This is a genomic window from Dysgonomonas sp. 25, from assembly GCF_010501075.1.
Taxonomy (GTDB): Bacteria; Bacteroidota; Bacteroidia; order Bacteroidales; family Dysgonomonadaceae; genus Dysgonomonas.
The window spans coordinates 658,562-673,913 of sequence record NZ_QVMN01000001.1 but is presented as its reverse complement, the minus strand read 5'-3'; the positions used below and the strand labels follow the sequence as shown (position 1 = coordinate 673,913).

Here is a 15,352-nt window from a genome sequence, read left to right as displayed (position 1 = left end):
AAGCATAAAACAATGAGAACATATACCAACGTAAAAGATTTAGGCGGTTTGAAAGCAGCCGTTAAGGAAGCGCTCGAGATAAAAAAGAATCGTTTCGCTTATAAGCATTTAGGAGAGAACAAGACCTTATTGATGGTGTTTTTCAATTCGAGTCTCCGCACCCGTTTGAGTACACAAAAGGCCGGGATGAATCTGGGAATGAACACGATGGTACTCGATATCAACCAAGGCGCCTGGAAGCTCGAAACCGAACGGGGTGTTATCATGGACGGGGATAAATCGGAGCATATCCTCGAGGCTATTCCTGTGATGGGTTCTTATTGCGACATCATTGGCGTGCGTGCTTTTGCCCAGTTCGAGAATAAAGAGGATGACTATAACGAAAAGATACTGAACCAGTTTATTCAGTATTCGGGGCGTCCTGTTTTCAGTATGGAAGCCGCTACAGGACATCCTTTGCAGGCCTTTGCCGATTTGATCACAATCGAGGAGTATAAGAAAAAAGCTCGCCCGAAAGTTGTGCTTACATGGGCTCCGCATCCCAAAGCGCTACCGCAGGCAGTACCTAACTCTTTTGCCGATTTTATGAATGAGGCCGATGTCGATTTTGTTATTACCCACCCCAAGGGATATGAGTTAGATCCTAAATTTGTCAGAGGGACAAAGGTAGAGTACGATCAGAACAAAGCCTTGGAAGCAGCAGACTTTGTCTATGCCAAGAATTGGGCAGCTTACGAAGAGCCTAATTACGGCAAGATATTGAGCAAAGACCGTTCGTGGACAGTCACTACTGAAAAAATGGGACTGACCGATACTGCCTATTTTATGCATTGTCTCCCTGTCAGGCGGAATATGATTGTAAGCGACGATGTTATCGAAAGTCCGCAATCGCTTGTCATCCCCGAAGCGGCTAACCGCGAAATATCGGCTCAGACTGTTTTGAAGAGAATGCTTGAAAGCTTGTAAGGCGTATCTACTGTATAAAAGAAAAGAGCTAAAGGATAACCCCTTTAGCTCTTTCTTATATTATTAATCTGCGGGATTAGAATCTGAAACCTAATGTAAGTAGACCTTGCATAGTCTCTATTTTCATATCTGTTCTGTCTCCGTAGATAAAGTTTCCGTAGCCGTCTTTTCCATCAGAAATTCTTGGATTTGTTGTTGTCGGCATATTATGGAGTTGAGCATTTTGGGTTTTGTACACAAACGCTACGTCTGTATAGAAGTTCTTGGAGAATCGATAGCCCAATCCCCATGTATAGTGATGTGTATGTCCATCCAATGTATAATGAGCGATAGGAGCTGCAACCATAACTTCTTTTTCATTGTTACGGAACTCTTTCTTCAACGGACTTTCCATAAAAGCATATCCGGCACGGAAAGACATTTGAGGAATCGGCTTGATTTCAATACCGGCTCTGATGGTCGATGCCGCTTTGAAATCTTGTTTGATAAATTCGTTAGTACCACTTTCAGCTATTGAGCGATAATTGCCTCTGTCTTTCAGTTTCATGTTTTTATAATTCGTCAACTCATAATCGAGGCTGATAATAGCCATAGTACCGATTACTCCGGCTACACTGAATGTCCAGCGATCTGGGGTATACAGTTTGTAATCGTATACACCTTCGTCACTCTTAAAATAATCGGATTGATAGCCTGCAGGCATACCGGCAATACCGACTAAATCATGATTGATATCAGAGATATAGTAATCAGTCATCTTATACCAGGTAGGAGAATGGTAGGCCGCTCCGATACGGAGTTCGTTGATAGGCTTGAATATCATACCAAGTCCTAACTGCCATCCGCTACCTTCTGTTTTCATATGGTTTATTTGCTCGAAGAAGTCTTCAGGTTTTACGCTTCCTACATAAAAATCTTCAATATAGCTCGAATACATTCTGTAGTCGATATCAGTAACTGAAACCGTCATCCCCACACTGAACATATCGGCAAATGTAGTACCGAAATTGAAGTCGTAAGATGATATCGATCCTTTTTCTTTGACATATAAATCGTTATTCAGATCATATGCAATCATATTGGAACCATAGTATTCATTGCCTAAGTGTTCAATTAAATAGGCATTATAACCTTGCACGGCAAGCCAATCACAGCCCCATCTGTTGCCCGAAGTCAATTGAGAAGGGGTATATCCATCGGCACGGTAAGCCATATAATCACTCAAAGAGCTTGGTGCTTTATATCCATTTGTTTGGTATTGGCGATCGAATGATTTCAACTTATTGTATGAAAAGCCCACATTGAAGCGGGGAGCTACGTCTGAATCTAAATCGAAAGTAGTGACAAATGCCAGATTATCAAATTCGAATTTGAATTTACTTTTGTTGAAGCTGTCACCGTAAGGATTGTTATTTTTTACTTTCGTATTCTGAAAATTGAGGGTTGTCACGATTTCGGAGCTTTTGTATATGCCTATACCTGCAGGATTTATAGCAACCCCTGATATGTCGCCCCCGAGAGCACCGAAAGCACCTCCCATGGCAACCGAACGGGCTGTCCCTCTTAACTCATTCTGCGAAAAGCGGTAAGCATCCATTTCTCCTTGTGCGTATATTGCTCCAGTACTAAGAATAAGACTTAAAGCAACAATTAATCTACGTTTCATAACTCTATATCTTTTATTTATACTTACTGTTTTTGTTAATCAAAAAGAGCTGCTCGAAAAACACTTGTTATAACAAACAGCTCTTAGTATTAGTTGTCTTGAAGTTTTCTATAATTATCTTCGTCCACCTCCACGGCTACCACCACCGCTGCTTCCTCTGCTCGAGCTTCCTCCGCCACCGCCGCTGTATGAACCTGAAGAGCGGGATGAAGAAGATGATGGAGAACTGTATGAAGAACTACTGCGTGAAGAACTTGATGAACTTCTTGAAGTAGAATAACTGCTATTGCTACTTCTTGTACGTGTTGATTCTCTGCTTACAGATGAACCTCTTCCTGATGAGGTGGATGAGTTGTTATTGCTCGGACGAGTAGCCGGCCTTGTAGTAACATTGCTGCTCGATGAGCCTCTTCCGCCTGATGAAGTAGAGTTATTATAGCTCGGACGGGTTGTTGGTCTCGTTGTTACATTACTATTGCTGGACGAACCTCTTCCACCCGAAGTCGAGTTATTGTAGCTCGGGCGTGTAGTTGCTGAACCTCTACCTACTGTACCTCTTCCGCCTGAAGTTGAATTATTATACGTAGGGCGGGTTGTTGGTCTTGTCGTTACACGGTTCGATGATGTTCCGCGTCCGGCAGAAGATGAATAGCTTGGGCGTGTAGTTGCCGAACCTCTTCCTACAGTACCTCTTCCGCTGGAAGTTGTACGTCCGGATGAAGCGTAACGTCCGGATGATGCATATCTTCCCGAGTTATTGTATCTTGCACCGTAAGTTGTTCTTCCTCCGTAATAGACAGGGCGGTGACTGTAGTATCCTCCGCTACCCCATCCCCAATGATTGTGATGGTGGTGATGATAGCCACCCCAATATCCCCAGCTCCAGCTTGGACTATACCAGCTATACCAGTACGAAGGGCGATACCAGCTGTAATATCCTCCATAGTACCATGGATCGTACCATGAATCATACCATGGGCCAGACCACGGATCGTAGTAGCCATAGTAGAAATTGCTATAAGCTCGTCTGTTGAATCCCCAGCCATAGTTTACGTTTACGCGCCAGTTATTGGCGTAATAGTCGTCGTAGTTGTCGTCGATAACGTATACATTGATATCGTTTTCGCTGCTTATGGTTACACTATTCTCCGGATTATGGAACCGTACGATACGATCGGTGTATTCGTAATCCATATATTCGGATGAATCTTGCTCTGTTTCATCAATAACAGCAACATTCGTAGCCGTGCTTCCACCGCGACGGTTATACGCATCTACGTCGATAGTGACATTGCCTTGAGTTGCCAGGGTAACATCTCCATTGTCACGTACAACCATAACTTTTTGTTGGTTATTCGCATTGCTACGCGTATTTTGAGCTTTTACAACAGTTGTTGTTTTTTTGTCGTTTTTAGTCTTCGCCTTGGAAGAAGAATAAACATCATCCCAGTCATCCTGTGCAAAACCGTAGAATGGTATTGCTATGATGAGCATTGTTAATATCAGACTTTTTGTTTTCATAATCTTACTCTCCCTGTGATTTATATTGAATATGTATTTTTATCTTAGATTAATATAAAGTAAAAAGGTTTAATCGCTTTACCCTCTTTTTGAAACTAATAATAGCAAATATACACAATCCGCTTAAAATAGCGTATTTCTTTTTTACTATAAGATGCCAAGAAGGCGACTACGTTGCATTAAATAATGTTAAATATTTCAGATTTGATAATTATGCAGTAAGGTAACAGGCAATCTATTCTTCCTTCTGCACGCTAAAGATAAGAAAATGAGTTGTTAATAATTTTGTTTATAGACGAAAAGGCTTTTTTTGTAGACAAACCCCGCGCTTTTGTGCGATAATCGTCTTGGATGTAAATCCATCCCCCTTTGTTAAAAAGCCACATCTTTTTTAGAGAGCAATTATCTCTATGTAAAAAGATTATGGCAAAGTACAGCAAACAATTAGTAGAAGCAATATGTGAACTTATCGCCGATGGCGAATCGACTATCAACGAAATCTGCGGTTTTATGAAGATTAACCGTAAAACCTTTTACGAATGGAAAAATGAAAAGGAAGACTTCCGCGAAGCCATACAATTAGCTCAATCCCAGCGCAACGAACGTTTGGTCACCCTCGCCCGCCAAGCTGCCCGCCGCAAAATGAACGGCTACAAAACCGTAGAAACCAAATACGTCTACGTACCTGACAAACACTACCCCGACCGTCTCGTTCTGAAAGAAAAGATAGTGAAAGAGAAAGACCATGCTCCCGACACTGCCACCATCAATGCCGTACTGAAACGTGAAGATGAGCGCCTGCGCCACGAAGCTTCCCAACAACGCGAGCGCGAGAAAGAAGAAAAACGACACCACATCACCCGCCAACCGCTCATCATCGAAGTTATCAACGAAGAAACGAAACGCGAATTAGAAAAGCTGGATCGGGGCGAACGGGATGAGCTTACTCCCGAAGCGATAGCCAAATCGCGCAAGATTATTGAGGAGTATAATAAGTTGTAGCTGCACCCCCTCCAACCTCCCCCACAAGTGGAGGCTTTTAAAAGAACATAAAAAGTAACTCGATAAAAATGCCCAAAATCAATAGAGGATTGTTACTTTTTTCTGTCATGCCGACGAAAGGAGGCATCTCTTTCTTATAATGCGTGAGAAAGAAAGAGGTAACACTGAGTTCCGCAGAGAAGGCACTGAGGTACACTGAGAAAAGTAACTCGATGAAAAACGTTCGAAAATGAATATACTTTTGTTACTTTTTCTGTCATGCCGACGAAAGGAGGCATCTCTTTCCTGTAATGCGTGAGAAAGAGAGAGGTGACACTGAGTTCTGCAGAGAAGGCACTGAGATACACAGAGAAAAGTAACTCGATGAAAAACGTTCGAAAATGAATATACTTTTGTTACTTTTCCTGTCACTTCGAGCGGATGTGAGAAGTCTCTTACCAGTAATGTAACGAGATGCTTCGTTTCACTCAGTATGACAGGGAAGAATAAGCCTCCCCTTGGGGAGGTTGGAGGGGCTAAAAGTAACTCGATAAAAAATATCGAAAAACAAGTAGAGAAATGTTACTTTTTAGGGAGGTATAAAATGCTGATTTGCCTTACTCGATAATCTTGAAGCGGGCGAATTTTAGCAGCAGTTGTTTAACCCCTGAGTTTTCGAACTCTACAGTTGCTTTCCGGCTGTCTATGTCGCCAGTTATGGCTGTCACTTTACCGATGCCGAAGCGTTCGTGTTGGATAATATTGCCCACGGCAAGAACCGAATTTCCGGTATCATGCTGTTTCTTAGGCGTGGCTCTGTTGGCCGGAACAAAGTTGGGCGAAGGAGTTGCCGGCTGATTAGTTGTCGGTTGCCCTGCCTTTTGAGGTGATTGTTCCCGGTCGGATGAGAAGTTGAAGTTTATCTTATTGAAAGGAACTGCCGAAGTGTTGCTTCCGAAGCCTCCACTCAATACACCCTTGTTAACTTTCAGGTATTCGGTGGAAATGTCTTTCAGGAAGCGGCTCGGATTGCACGGGTTTACTTGTCCGTTGCGGAAGCGGCTTTTGGCGAAAGTCAAGGTGCATATCTCCTTGGCGCGTGTCATGGCAACGTAGAACAGGCGTCGTTCTTCTTCCAGTCCGCGCATTTCGTTTTTGGCCATAGCCGACGGGAAGAGGTCTTCTTCGAGGCCGACCACGAACACGTATTTGAACTCTAACCCTTTGGATGCGTGTACGGTCATCATGGTCACCTTTTCCTCGCTCGCTTCCTTATCTGTGTCTTGGTCGGTAAGGAGAGACACCTCGGACAAGAAATCTTTCAGTCCGATATTCTCTTCCCCTTCCTCCCTGCGGGTTTCGCAGAACTCGTGTATACCGCCCAATAACTCTTGCAGGTTCTCCTGGCGGCTCATACCTTCGGGTGTCTGGTCCTTGTAGGCGTCGGCGGCTATCCCGCTTTGCTTGACTATGAGTGTGGCCAGATCGTAAGCCGATAGCTTGGTCGATTCTTCGGCGAAGCTTTCTATCATCTCCCGGAATCCGGCTATCCTTTTGGCTGTTCCGGCATTGATGTCCAAGTTGTATCCCAGCGGATTGCCAATGACTTCCCATAGGCTGGTTTCGTGCTGACGGGCAGCGGAAGAGATTTTGGCTACGGTTGTTGCGCCGATTCCGCGGGCAGGGAAGTTGATAATGCGCTTGAACGCTTCTTCATCGCTCGGGTTGATAACCATTCGGAAATAGGCGATTACATCCTTTATCTCCTTACGTTGATAGAAGGACAATCCGCCATATATGCGGTAAGGGATGTTGTTCTTTCGCAATGCTTCCTCGAATACGCGCGATTGGGCATTCGTCCTGTACAGGATAACGAAATCGCTGTAAGAAGCTTGCCTGTCGCGGCGGATATCCCATATCTTGTTGGCGATGATGCTTCCTTCTTCGAAGTCGGAAAAGGCGCTGATGACCTCTACCTTTTCGCCTTCATCGTTTTCGGAGAATACGGTCTTTCTTATCTGTTCCTTGTTCTGCTCTATCAGGCTGTTGGCGGCGTTAACGATGTTCTGGGTAGAACGGTAATTCTGCTCGAGCTTGAAGATTTTCGCTTCGGGATATATCTTCTGGAAGTTGAGTATATTGTGTATATCGGCTCCACGGAACGAATAGATGCTTTGCGCATCGTCGCCCACCACGCATACCCTATGGTGTTGCTCGGCCAGTTGCTTTATGACTAAGTATTGAGCAAAGTTGGTATCCTGATACTCATCCACGAGGATGTATTGAAAGCGCTCCTGATAGCTGGCCAACACATCCGGATAGTCGCGGAATAGCCTGTTGGTATAGAAAAGCAGATCGTCGAAATCCATGGTGTTGGATGCCTTCAATCTGCCGTGGTATTCTTTGTATATGTCTTTGAGCAAAGGAATCTTCGAGCGCTGGTCATAATCAAGAAGTTCCTTGTTCTGGGCATACATCTGAGGCGAGATAAGCCCGTTCTTGGCGGTGGAAATGATGCTTTGCACCTTGCCCGGCTTATATACCTTATCGTCGAGGGCAAACTCTTTGATGATTGTCTTGATGAGGTTGCGAGAATCGGCAGAGTCGAAAATAGTAAATGTGGCTGTGAATCCGATCTTCTCGGCTTCGGCACGCAGGATGCGCGAGAATACGGAGTGGAACGTTCCCATCCACAGATAGCGTGCATAGCGCCACCCGATGAGGTCGGCTATCCGTTCTTTCATTTCGCGGGCAGCCTTGTTAGTAAAGGTGAGTGCCAGTATGTTCTGAGGCATCAGGCCTTTCTGTATGAGATAGGCTATTTTATATGTCAATACCCTTGTCTTGCCCGAGCCTGCTCCGGCTATGATGAGCGATGGACCATCGATGTATTCGACGGCGGCAAGTTGCTGAGGGTTTAATAGTTCGGTTATATCAGTCATTAATTCGGACGAATAAAGAATTTACTTAGGTGCAAAGATACGTAATAAAACAAAAAAGTCCGCGAATTCTCTTCGCAGACTTCCTCTACCTTAACACAAACTTTACAAAACTACATAATAGAACTAATCGTAAAATTCAGAATTGAAATATTGAGGGTATAACGTATTTCAATTCCTCACGATAGTTCCACAAAGGTAAAGTAAATGGTAGAAAAAGCGATTACGAAAATATGTCTATCTTTTCATGTTATCAGTCCGTTACTGCTTCTTGTCCGTTTTTTTTACGTCGGAGTTGTCCCGGAGTTGTCCCAAAATTCATTTTACAGAAATCGTTAAAGTACGATTGCGAAGAGAAGCCATATGATCGGCTTATTTCTTTCAATGCTTTGGCGCTATTATTGATGTCATGCAAGATAGACTTGGAACGTTGCTCGTTGAGCCACTGATGTGCCGATATGCCGAAGACCTTTTTGAATCGCTTCTGGAATCCGGATAGGCTGTAATTGGATAATTTGGCCAACTCTTTGACTGTTTTTACCTTATTCCTGTTGCGAATCATGAATTGGGAGAACGAAATATCGCTTGTCAGCAGCGGATAGAAGAAGTTGTATAAGTCTTCCTTGTGATAGTAAGCTCTCAACAAAAAGAAAAGCTCTTTCTGCTTGATTTGGAAGTAGTATGCACAACGAAGCCCGTCTTCGGTACATTCCTGCATGAAGGACAGGAATTTATCGACTTTGTCGTTTATCGGCAAAACATATTCTTTCGGAGGTTGGCTTTCGTTCTCTTTCTCCTCATGGAGGAGGTTCTCGAAAGAGTACGTATCGCAAAGCTGTTCTTCTACAGGAATGCGGATGATGATGGATTCTATATCCTCCAATGCCTGTCCATGAAAATTAGTATCGGACGGAATCAAGGTCATCTTTCCTGCCGTAAGCATATTTTGATCCGAATTATCCAGCGTATAAGATATAGAACCCTTTCGGATGAAAAGGATTTTATGATGCTTGGCAATAACGTGCAAAAGCGTGTCTTTTGCCAGTTTCATTACCTCGATACTTCCCGAGCCGACGTGTTCGTAGTTGAAACACGTACAATGTTCTTCAACGTAAAGCAGTTTTGTCATACCCTAAGATTTGTTTGTTTTGTGTTATGTTTTATCTATTATTGTAACTTTCAAGTGTAATTCATCTAATTGTTCTTGTTCGACAGTAGACGGCGCATCTATCATCATATCGCGTCCCGAAGTGTTTTTAGGGAAAGCGATACAATCGCGGATGCTGTCTAATCCGGCAAATAATGATACCAGACGGTCGAGACCGAACGCCAACCCTGCATGAGGCGGCGCGCCATATTTGAATGCATTCATCAGGAATCCGAATTGTGCCTGAGCTTTTTCTTCGGAGAAACCTAACACTGAGAATATTTTGTTTTGTAGCTGACTGTTATATATGCGGACTGAGCCTCCACCTACTTCGACACCGTTGATAACCATGTCGTAAGCATTGGCGCGTACAGCTCCCGGATTGCTGTCGAGCAGCGCAAAGTCTTCTTCCTTAGGACTTGTGAACGGATGATGCTTAGCAAAATAACGTCCTAATTCTTCATCCTTTTCCAATAATGGGAAATCGACTACCCACAGGCAAGAGAATGTATTTTTGTCGCGAAGCCCTAATTGCTCACCAACTTCGAGACGAAGTTCGCAAAGCTGTTTCTGTGCTTTTTCCGTTTCGCCGCAAATGATGAGTATTAAGTCGCCCGGCTCGGCCTTACAACGCTCAGCCCATAGTTTCAGCGTGTCTTGGTCATAGAATTTGTCTACCGAAGATTTCAGTGTTCCATCTTCTTCGCAACGGACATATACCAATCCTTTTGCTCCTATCTGAGGGCGTTTGACATAATCTGTCAGCTTATCTATTTGTTTACGTGTGTAAGTAGCCGCACCTTTGGCACAGATAGCTCCGACATATTCGGAAGAATCGAATACGACAAAGTCTTTACCGATAGTCAAATCCTTGATTTCGACAAATTCCATCCCGAAGCGGGTATCCGGCTTGTCCGAACCGTAATATTTCATGGCATGCTCGTATGTCATACGAGGGAATGCCGGTAAGTCTATTCCTTTGATTTTCTTGAACAAGTGCCGGGTCATTCCTTCGAACATCTCCAGTACGTCTTCCTGCTTGACGAAAGACATTTCGCAGTCTATCTGCGTAAATTCCGGTTGACGATCGGCACGCAGGTCTTCGTCGCGGAAGCATTTAACGATCTGGAAATAACGGTCGAATCCCGAAACCATCAGAAGTTGCTTGAACAGCTGAGGCGATTGCGGCAAAGCATAAAACTCTCCCGGATTCATACGCGACGGAACAATGAAGTCACGTGCGCCTTCGGGTGTAGAACCTATCAGCACGGGTGTTTCCACTTCGAGGAAATTGCGCTCGTCCAGATAGCGGCGCGTTTCGAATGCTATTTTATGACGAAGTTCCAGATTTCCGCGTACAATATTCCGGCGTAAGTCGAGATAGCGGTATTTCATCCGCAGGTCGTCGCCTCCGTCGGTTTCATCTTCGATGGTGAAAGGAGGGGTATCGGAAGCATTGAGGATAACCATTTCGCTGACAATGATTTCGATATCTCCTGTTGGGTTGTTGGGATTTTTACTTTCCCGCTCCTGTACCTTCCCTGTGACCTGTAATACAAATTCACGGCCAAGTTTGTTGGCCTGTTCGTATAACTCTTCGTCGACACTGCGATTGAATGCTAATTGGGTAATTCCGTAGCGGTCGCGCAAATCGACAAAAGTCATTCCGCCGCCTAATTTTCTTACTTTTTGTACCCAACCGGCCAGTATCACAATATTATCTACATTGGCAAGTGTCAGTTCGCCACAGGTATGGTTTCTATACATAATAAATTAAATAGAGCTTTGTTAGTTTCTTTTTGTATTATCACAGTAAAACACAAAGGTAATAATTTTTGCTTCGAACTATAGGTTATAATCTAAGTTTTTAGCCGAAATTAATTAAAAAGGATAAACTACCTAAATCTCGATTATCACATACCGACTTTTTTATATATATTTGTATTATCGCAAAAAATATACATACTACCAATTTAAATTAAAACAATTTTATGTCTAAAAGGGAAATTACACCAGCCGGAAATACTCTTAACATGTTATCAAGTGGTACTTATGTGACAGGAAATATCCAATCGGAAGAAGATATTCGCATTGATGGTACCATTGAAGGAAACTTAACTTGTAGGGGCAAAGTGATAATCGGTCATACGGGAAGACTGAAAGGAAACGTGAAATGCGCAATTCTCGAATTGATGGGAGCCATCGAAGGAAATATCAGCTCAGCAGAGATGACAATACTCCGTTCGACTGCGGTGATGACAGGTAATATAGAAACAGAAGTACTGGAAGTCGAATCGGGCGCGCATATTATTTGCGAGCGTATTGTAACAAAAATTAACGCTGCAGCTGCAACGGCATAGGATTCCTGTTTTTATATTTGATAGTTGATTCTAAAGAATATACTAAAATATAAAACCTATTAATAGATGAGTAATATAATAGATAAACGAATTTCGGCTTTAAGAAAGTATCTGGAAGAGAAAAGGCTTTCGGCCTTTATCATACCTTCCACCGATGCACATCTTAGCGAGTATCCGGCATCCCATTGGGAGGCAAGGCAGTGGATTAGCGGCTTCACGGGTTCGGCCGGAACAGTAGTTGTGACACGCGATAAGGCCGGATTATGGACTGATTCGCGTTACTTTTTACAGGCAGCTAACGAGCTGAAAGATACAGAAATAGAATTGTTTAAGGACGGTTTGCCCGAAACGCCTTCTATCGAGGAATGGCTGATTTCGGAGTTGGAACCTTCCGAATATATAGGGATAGACGGAAACGTATACGCTTCCAACGGAGCCCACTCACTGATTGCCAAACTGAATATGAAAGGATTGCATGTCATCAGCGATTACGATCCTTTTGCTTCCATCTGGCACGACAGGCCTGTTATACCTACCAATCCGGTCTTTGTTTTGCCGGAAGAATATACCGGAGAATCTGCCAAAAGCAAAATCAATCGTATATGTGATGCTTTGGACAATGTAGGTGCAGACTCGCTGTTGGTGGCTGCGCTCGATACTGTTGCGTGGATTTTTAACATACGGGGAAACGATGTCAAATGTAATCCTGTGGCTGTGAGCTATGCCTATGTGTCGCGGGAAGAGACAGTTTTGTTCATCAATCCTGAGAAGTTGACGGCAGAAGTAAGAACATACCTTCAATCGCAGGGGATAACATTAGCCGACTATACTAAGGTATATGACTATGTTTCTACCTTGAAAGGGGCTGTATGCCTCAATTGTGCCAAGGTTTCGTTCAATCTGCACAATGCTATACCTTCCGGTTGCCGGATAATAGATATTCCGTCGCCTGCCGATTTGATGAAGGCATGCAAAAATGAAGTGGAAATTCAGGGTGTACGCAACGCCATGGAGCGCGATGGTGTAGCCCTTGTCCGTTTTCTGATGTGGTTGGAGAAAGCTGTACCGACGGGTACAGTCGAAGAAATAGACATTCCTGCCAAACTGGTGGAATATCGCAGCCAGCAGAAGAATTATGTAGGAGAAAGTTTCGATACCATTGCCGGATATAACCCTAACGGGGCGATTGTGCATTACCATGTAACGCCTGAAAGTTCGTTGAAAGTAGAACAGGAAGGGCTTTTGCTTATCGACTCGGGAGCACAGTATTTCGACGGTACTACGGATATTACCCGTACGGTAGCTGTTGGCTCGCTGACGGAGGAAATGAAGCAGGATTATACACTGGTCTTGAAAGGGCATATCAATATTGCTACTGCTATCTACCCGCAGGGGACAAGGGGTAGCCAATTGGATATTCTTGCCCGCAAAGCTTTGTGGGAAAAAGGATTGAACTATCTGCACGGTACAGGTCATGGGGTAGGGCACTTCCTCAACGTACACGAAGGGCCGCAAAATATCCGTTTGGAAGAGAATCCGACGACGCTCCAGATAGGTATGATAACATCTAACGAGCCGGGTATCTACCGTGCCAACAAGCATGGTATCCGTATCGAAAATCTGGTGTTGACACAGGAGGAGATGACGACCGGATTCGGGAAGTTCTATTCGTTCGAAACGTTGACGCTTTGTCCGATAGATACAACTCCGATTGTAAAGGAAATGCTTACAGAGAAAGAAATAGAATGGTTTAATTTATATCACAAATACGTATATGACCGCTTATCGCCAATGCTCAACGATGACGAGAAAAGTTGGTTAAAAGCTAAAACAAATGAAATCTAACATATTCTGGATCTTTGCCCTCATGTTGCTGGTTGCAACAGGGGCTGGTGCACAAAACGTAAACACGAACACATTTAAATTAGAATTGAATGCACCTCAATATAAAGACCGCACAGCTTATCTCCTGATGTATTGGAATGGAGATACGTATGTGCAGGATTCGTGTGTCATATCCAATAAAGGAGTAGGCTCGATAAGAACAGATAAGGATATGCCGGCAGGACAGTATCTTATCTATATAAAGCCTGACTTGCAGTTGGATATATTGCTGGATGAAGGTCAAAACGATATTAAAATCACGCTTGCCAAAACCATCGAAAACAGCAAAGTAATAGGAAGTCGTGACACTGAAATCCTGTGGCAATACATCAAAGAGGCTAATTTATTGACCGAAAAACAAGCGGCTCTGACTGAAAAGTCAAATGCGAATCTTTCCGATGTAGAGAAAGCCAAACTGAATACTCAAATGGATGAGTATAACAGCTTGTTCGAAGGGAAGGTAGACCAATTGATTGCTGCTAATCAAGGGACTTGGGCGAGTGTTTTCCTGAAAGGTCTCAAGAGTGTCGATGTTCCGCACAAAGAGCCAAAAACAATGGAAGATGTAGTGGCGAATAAGCAATTCGTTCGTCAGCACTATTTTGATAATCTGGATTTTACAGATTCCCGCCTGTTGAGGACAAACTATTTCTATTCTTATCTCGACAATTACATGGAGAACTGGGTAGATCAGGATGCCACATCATTAGCGCAGGCAGCCAGTGAGATTGTAGGAAAGGCTCAGGGAAATCAACAGGTTTTCGAGCAATTACTTTCCCGCTTCCTCAACAATTCGCTGAATAGCAAGTTGATGGGAATGGAAAATACGTGGGCTCGCTTAGCCGAAGACTATATTTTTGATAATCCCTCTATCCGTATGGATAGTACGGAATTGCGCAATCTTCGTTCGCAGTATGAGGTAATTAAAGAAAACCGCATCGGCATGAAGGCGCATAATTTGTCATTAGAGACATTGAATGGCGATTCGCTGAACCTTTACGATATCGAGGGCGATTACTTAGTCTTGTTCTTCTACAACCCGACCTGTGGGCATTGCCATAAGGAGATAAAGACTATTAACGAAGAACTTTATCCGAAATATAAAGATAGAGGCGTGCGATTCGTTACGATGAATATCTTCCCCGAAAAGACCGGATGGCAGAATTTTGTAGAGGAATTGAAAATTGGAGATTGGTATAACTTAGCCGATCCGAAGCATAAATCGCAATATTGGATATATTACGATACAACGGCAGTTCCTTCGGTATATCTTTTAGATAAGGATAAGAAGATTATAGCCAAAAAGATAGACGAAGAAAACCTGAAAAAAGTACTTGAAATATTATATAACGAAGATGGCACTAATTAAGGAAGTCAGAGGCTTTGTTCCTCAAATAGGAAAGAATACTTATCTTGCCGATAATGCGACGATTGTGGGCGATGTGGTGATAGGTGACGATTGCAGCATTTGGTTTAATGCGGTTTTGCGTGGCGATGTCAACTCTATCCGCATCGGCAATCGGGTGAATATACAAGATGGAAGTGTGTTGCACACTCTATACCAAAAATCTGTAGTAGAGATCGGCGACGATGTTTCGGTAGGACACAATGTCGTTATTCATGGTGCTAAGATAGAAAACGGCGCTTTGATTGGTATGGGCGCTATCGTGCTCGATCATGCCGTGATAGGCGAGGGGGCTATTGTTGCCGCCGGCTCGGTTGTTCTGACTGGTACACATGTCGAACCGGGCAGTATTTATGCCGGAACGCCAGCCAAATTTGTGAAGAAGGTAGATCCGGATCAGGCTAAAGAGATGAATCAGAAGATAGCCAAGAATTACCTGATGTATTCGGGATGGTTCAAGGAAGAGGAAGAATAGAAAGAAGC

The 15,352-nt window shown here is 43.6% G+C and carries 11 protein-coding genes; 6 read left to right on the top strand and 5 right to left on the bottom strand.

Annotated elements, in window-relative coordinates:
• Positions 1 to 12 precede the first annotated feature (12 nt).
• Positions 13 to 966, top strand: coding sequence for an acetylornithine carbamoyltransferase (locus D0T66_RS02990; RefSeq protein WP_163355427.1), 954 nt, complete (start codon positions 13 to 15; stop codon positions 964 to 966).
• 76 nt (positions 967 to 1,042) lie between these two features.
• On the opposite strand, the gene D0T66_RS02985 is transcribed toward D0T66_RS02990, so the two are convergent.
• On the bottom strand, positions 1,043 to 2,632 hold the full coding sequence (locus D0T66_RS02985; RefSeq protein ID WP_163355426.1) for an OmpP1/FadL family transporter: 1,590 nt from the start codon (positions 2,630 to 2,632) through the stop codon (positions 1,043 to 1,045).
• Positions 2,633 to 2,746: 114 nt separating this feature from the next.
• Positions 2,747 to 4,153: a hypothetical protein gene (locus tag D0T66_RS02980; RefSeq protein WP_163355425.1), complete on the bottom strand. Its 1,407-nt coding sequence runs from the start codon at positions 4,151 to 4,153 to the stop codon at positions 2,747 to 2,749.
• A 423-nt stretch (positions 4,154 to 4,576) separates the two neighbouring features.
• Here D0T66_RS02980 and D0T66_RS02975 point away from each other — a divergent pair, with 423 nt between their 5' ends.
• Complete coding sequence (locus D0T66_RS02975; RefSeq protein ID WP_163355424.1) at positions 4,577 to 5,155, top strand: hypothetical protein; 579 nt, start codon at positions 4,577 to 4,579, stop codon at positions 5,153 to 5,155.
• Positions 5,156 to 5,751: 596 nt separating this feature from the next.
• Here D0T66_RS02975 and D0T66_RS02970 read toward each other — a convergent pair.
• The 3 genes from D0T66_RS02970 to aspS all read right to left on the bottom strand — a co-directional run bounded on the left by D0T66_RS02970 (position 5,752) and on the right by aspS (position 10,987).
• On the bottom strand, positions 5,752 to 8,076 hold the full coding sequence (locus tag D0T66_RS02970) for an ATP-dependent helicase (protein ID WP_163355423.1): 2,325 nt from the start codon (positions 8,074 to 8,076) through the stop codon (positions 5,752 to 5,754).
• A 250-nt stretch (positions 8,077 to 8,326) separates the two neighbouring features.
• Positions 8,327 to 9,202 carry a helix-turn-helix transcriptional regulator gene (locus D0T66_RS02965; protein ID WP_163355422.1) on the bottom strand — a complete coding sequence of 292 codons (876 nt, stop codon included), beginning with the start codon at positions 9,200 to 9,202 and terminating at the stop codon, positions 8,327 to 8,329.
• Between the two features lie 24 nt (positions 9,203 to 9,226).
• Positions 9,227 to 10,987, bottom strand: a complete 1,761-nt coding sequence (aspS, locus tag D0T66_RS02960; protein WP_163355421.1) for an aspartate--tRNA ligase — start codon at positions 10,985 to 10,987, stop codon at positions 9,227 to 9,229.
• Between the two features lie 224 nt (positions 10,988 to 11,211).
• Here aspS and D0T66_RS02955 point away from each other — a divergent pair, with 224 nt between their 5' ends.
• The 4 genes from D0T66_RS02955 to D0T66_RS02940 all read left to right on the top strand — a co-directional run bounded on the left by D0T66_RS02955 (position 11,212) and on the right by D0T66_RS02940 (position 15,344).
• Positions 11,212 to 11,580: a polymer-forming cytoskeletal protein gene (locus D0T66_RS02955; protein WP_163355419.1), complete on the top strand. Its 369-nt coding sequence runs from the start codon at positions 11,212 to 11,214 to the stop codon at positions 11,578 to 11,580.
• 66 nt (positions 11,581 to 11,646) lie between these two features.
• A complete protein-coding gene (locus tag D0T66_RS02950) occupies positions 11,647 to 13,425 on the top strand; it encodes an aminopeptidase P family protein (RefSeq protein WP_163355418.1) in 1,779 nt (592 codons plus the stop codon).
• Positions 13,415 to 14,833 (top strand): TlpA family protein disulfide reductase, encoded by a 1,419-nt coding sequence (locus tag D0T66_RS02945; protein WP_163355416.1) that lies wholly within the window; start codon positions 13,415 to 13,417, stop codon positions 14,831 to 14,833. Before D0T66_RS02950 ends, D0T66_RS02945 begins: the two co-directional genes overlap by 11 nt.
• Entirely contained in the window at positions 14,820 to 15,344 is a 525-nt protein-coding gene (locus tag D0T66_RS02940) for a gamma carbonic anhydrase family protein (protein ID WP_163355414.1), read from the top strand. Before D0T66_RS02945 ends, D0T66_RS02940 begins: the two co-directional genes overlap by 14 nt.
• Positions 15,345 to 15,352: the final 8 nt, after the last annotated feature.

Bases quoted from the DNA above. Each gene is read 5' to 3' on its own strand.
- D0T66_RS02940 (WP_163355414.1), top strand. From the start codon at position 14,820: ATGGCACTAATTAAGGAAGTCAGAGGCTTTGTTCCTCAAATAGGAAAG.
- D0T66_RS02950 (WP_163355418.1), top strand. From the start codon at position 11,647: ATGAGTAATATAATAGATAAACGAATTTCGGCTTTAAGAAAGTATCTG.
- D0T66_RS02990 (WP_163355427.1), top strand. From the start codon at position 13: ATGAGAACATATACCAACGTAAAAGATTTAGGCGGTTTGAAAGCAGCC.
- D0T66_RS02985 (WP_163355426.1), bottom strand. From the start codon at position 2,632: ATGAAACGTAGATTAATTGTTGCTTTAAGTCTTATTCTTAGTACTGGA.
- D0T66_RS02965 (WP_163355422.1), bottom strand. From the start codon at position 9,202: ATGACAAAACTGCTTTACGTTGAAGAACATTGTACGTGTTTCAACTAC.
- D0T66_RS02955 (WP_163355419.1), top strand. From the start codon at position 11,212: ATGTCTAAAAGGGAAATTACACCAGCCGGAAATACTCTTAACATGTTA.
- D0T66_RS02970 (WP_163355423.1), bottom strand. From the start codon at position 8,076: ATGACTGATATAACCGAACTATTAAACCCTCAGCAACTTGCCGCCGTC.
- D0T66_RS02980 (WP_163355425.1), bottom strand. From the start codon at position 4,153: ATGAAAACAAAAAGTCTGATATTAACAATGCTCATCATAGCAATACCA.
- D0T66_RS02975 (WP_163355424.1), top strand. From the start codon at position 4,577: ATGGCAAAGTACAGCAAACAATTAGTAGAAGCAATATGTGAACTTATC.
- aspS (WP_163355421.1), bottom strand. From the start codon at position 10,987: ATGTATAGAAACCATACCTGTGGCGAACTGACACTTGCCAATGTAGAT.
- D0T66_RS02945 (WP_163355416.1), top strand. From the start codon at position 13,415: ATGAAATCTAACATATTCTGGATCTTTGCCCTCATGTTGCTGGTTGCA.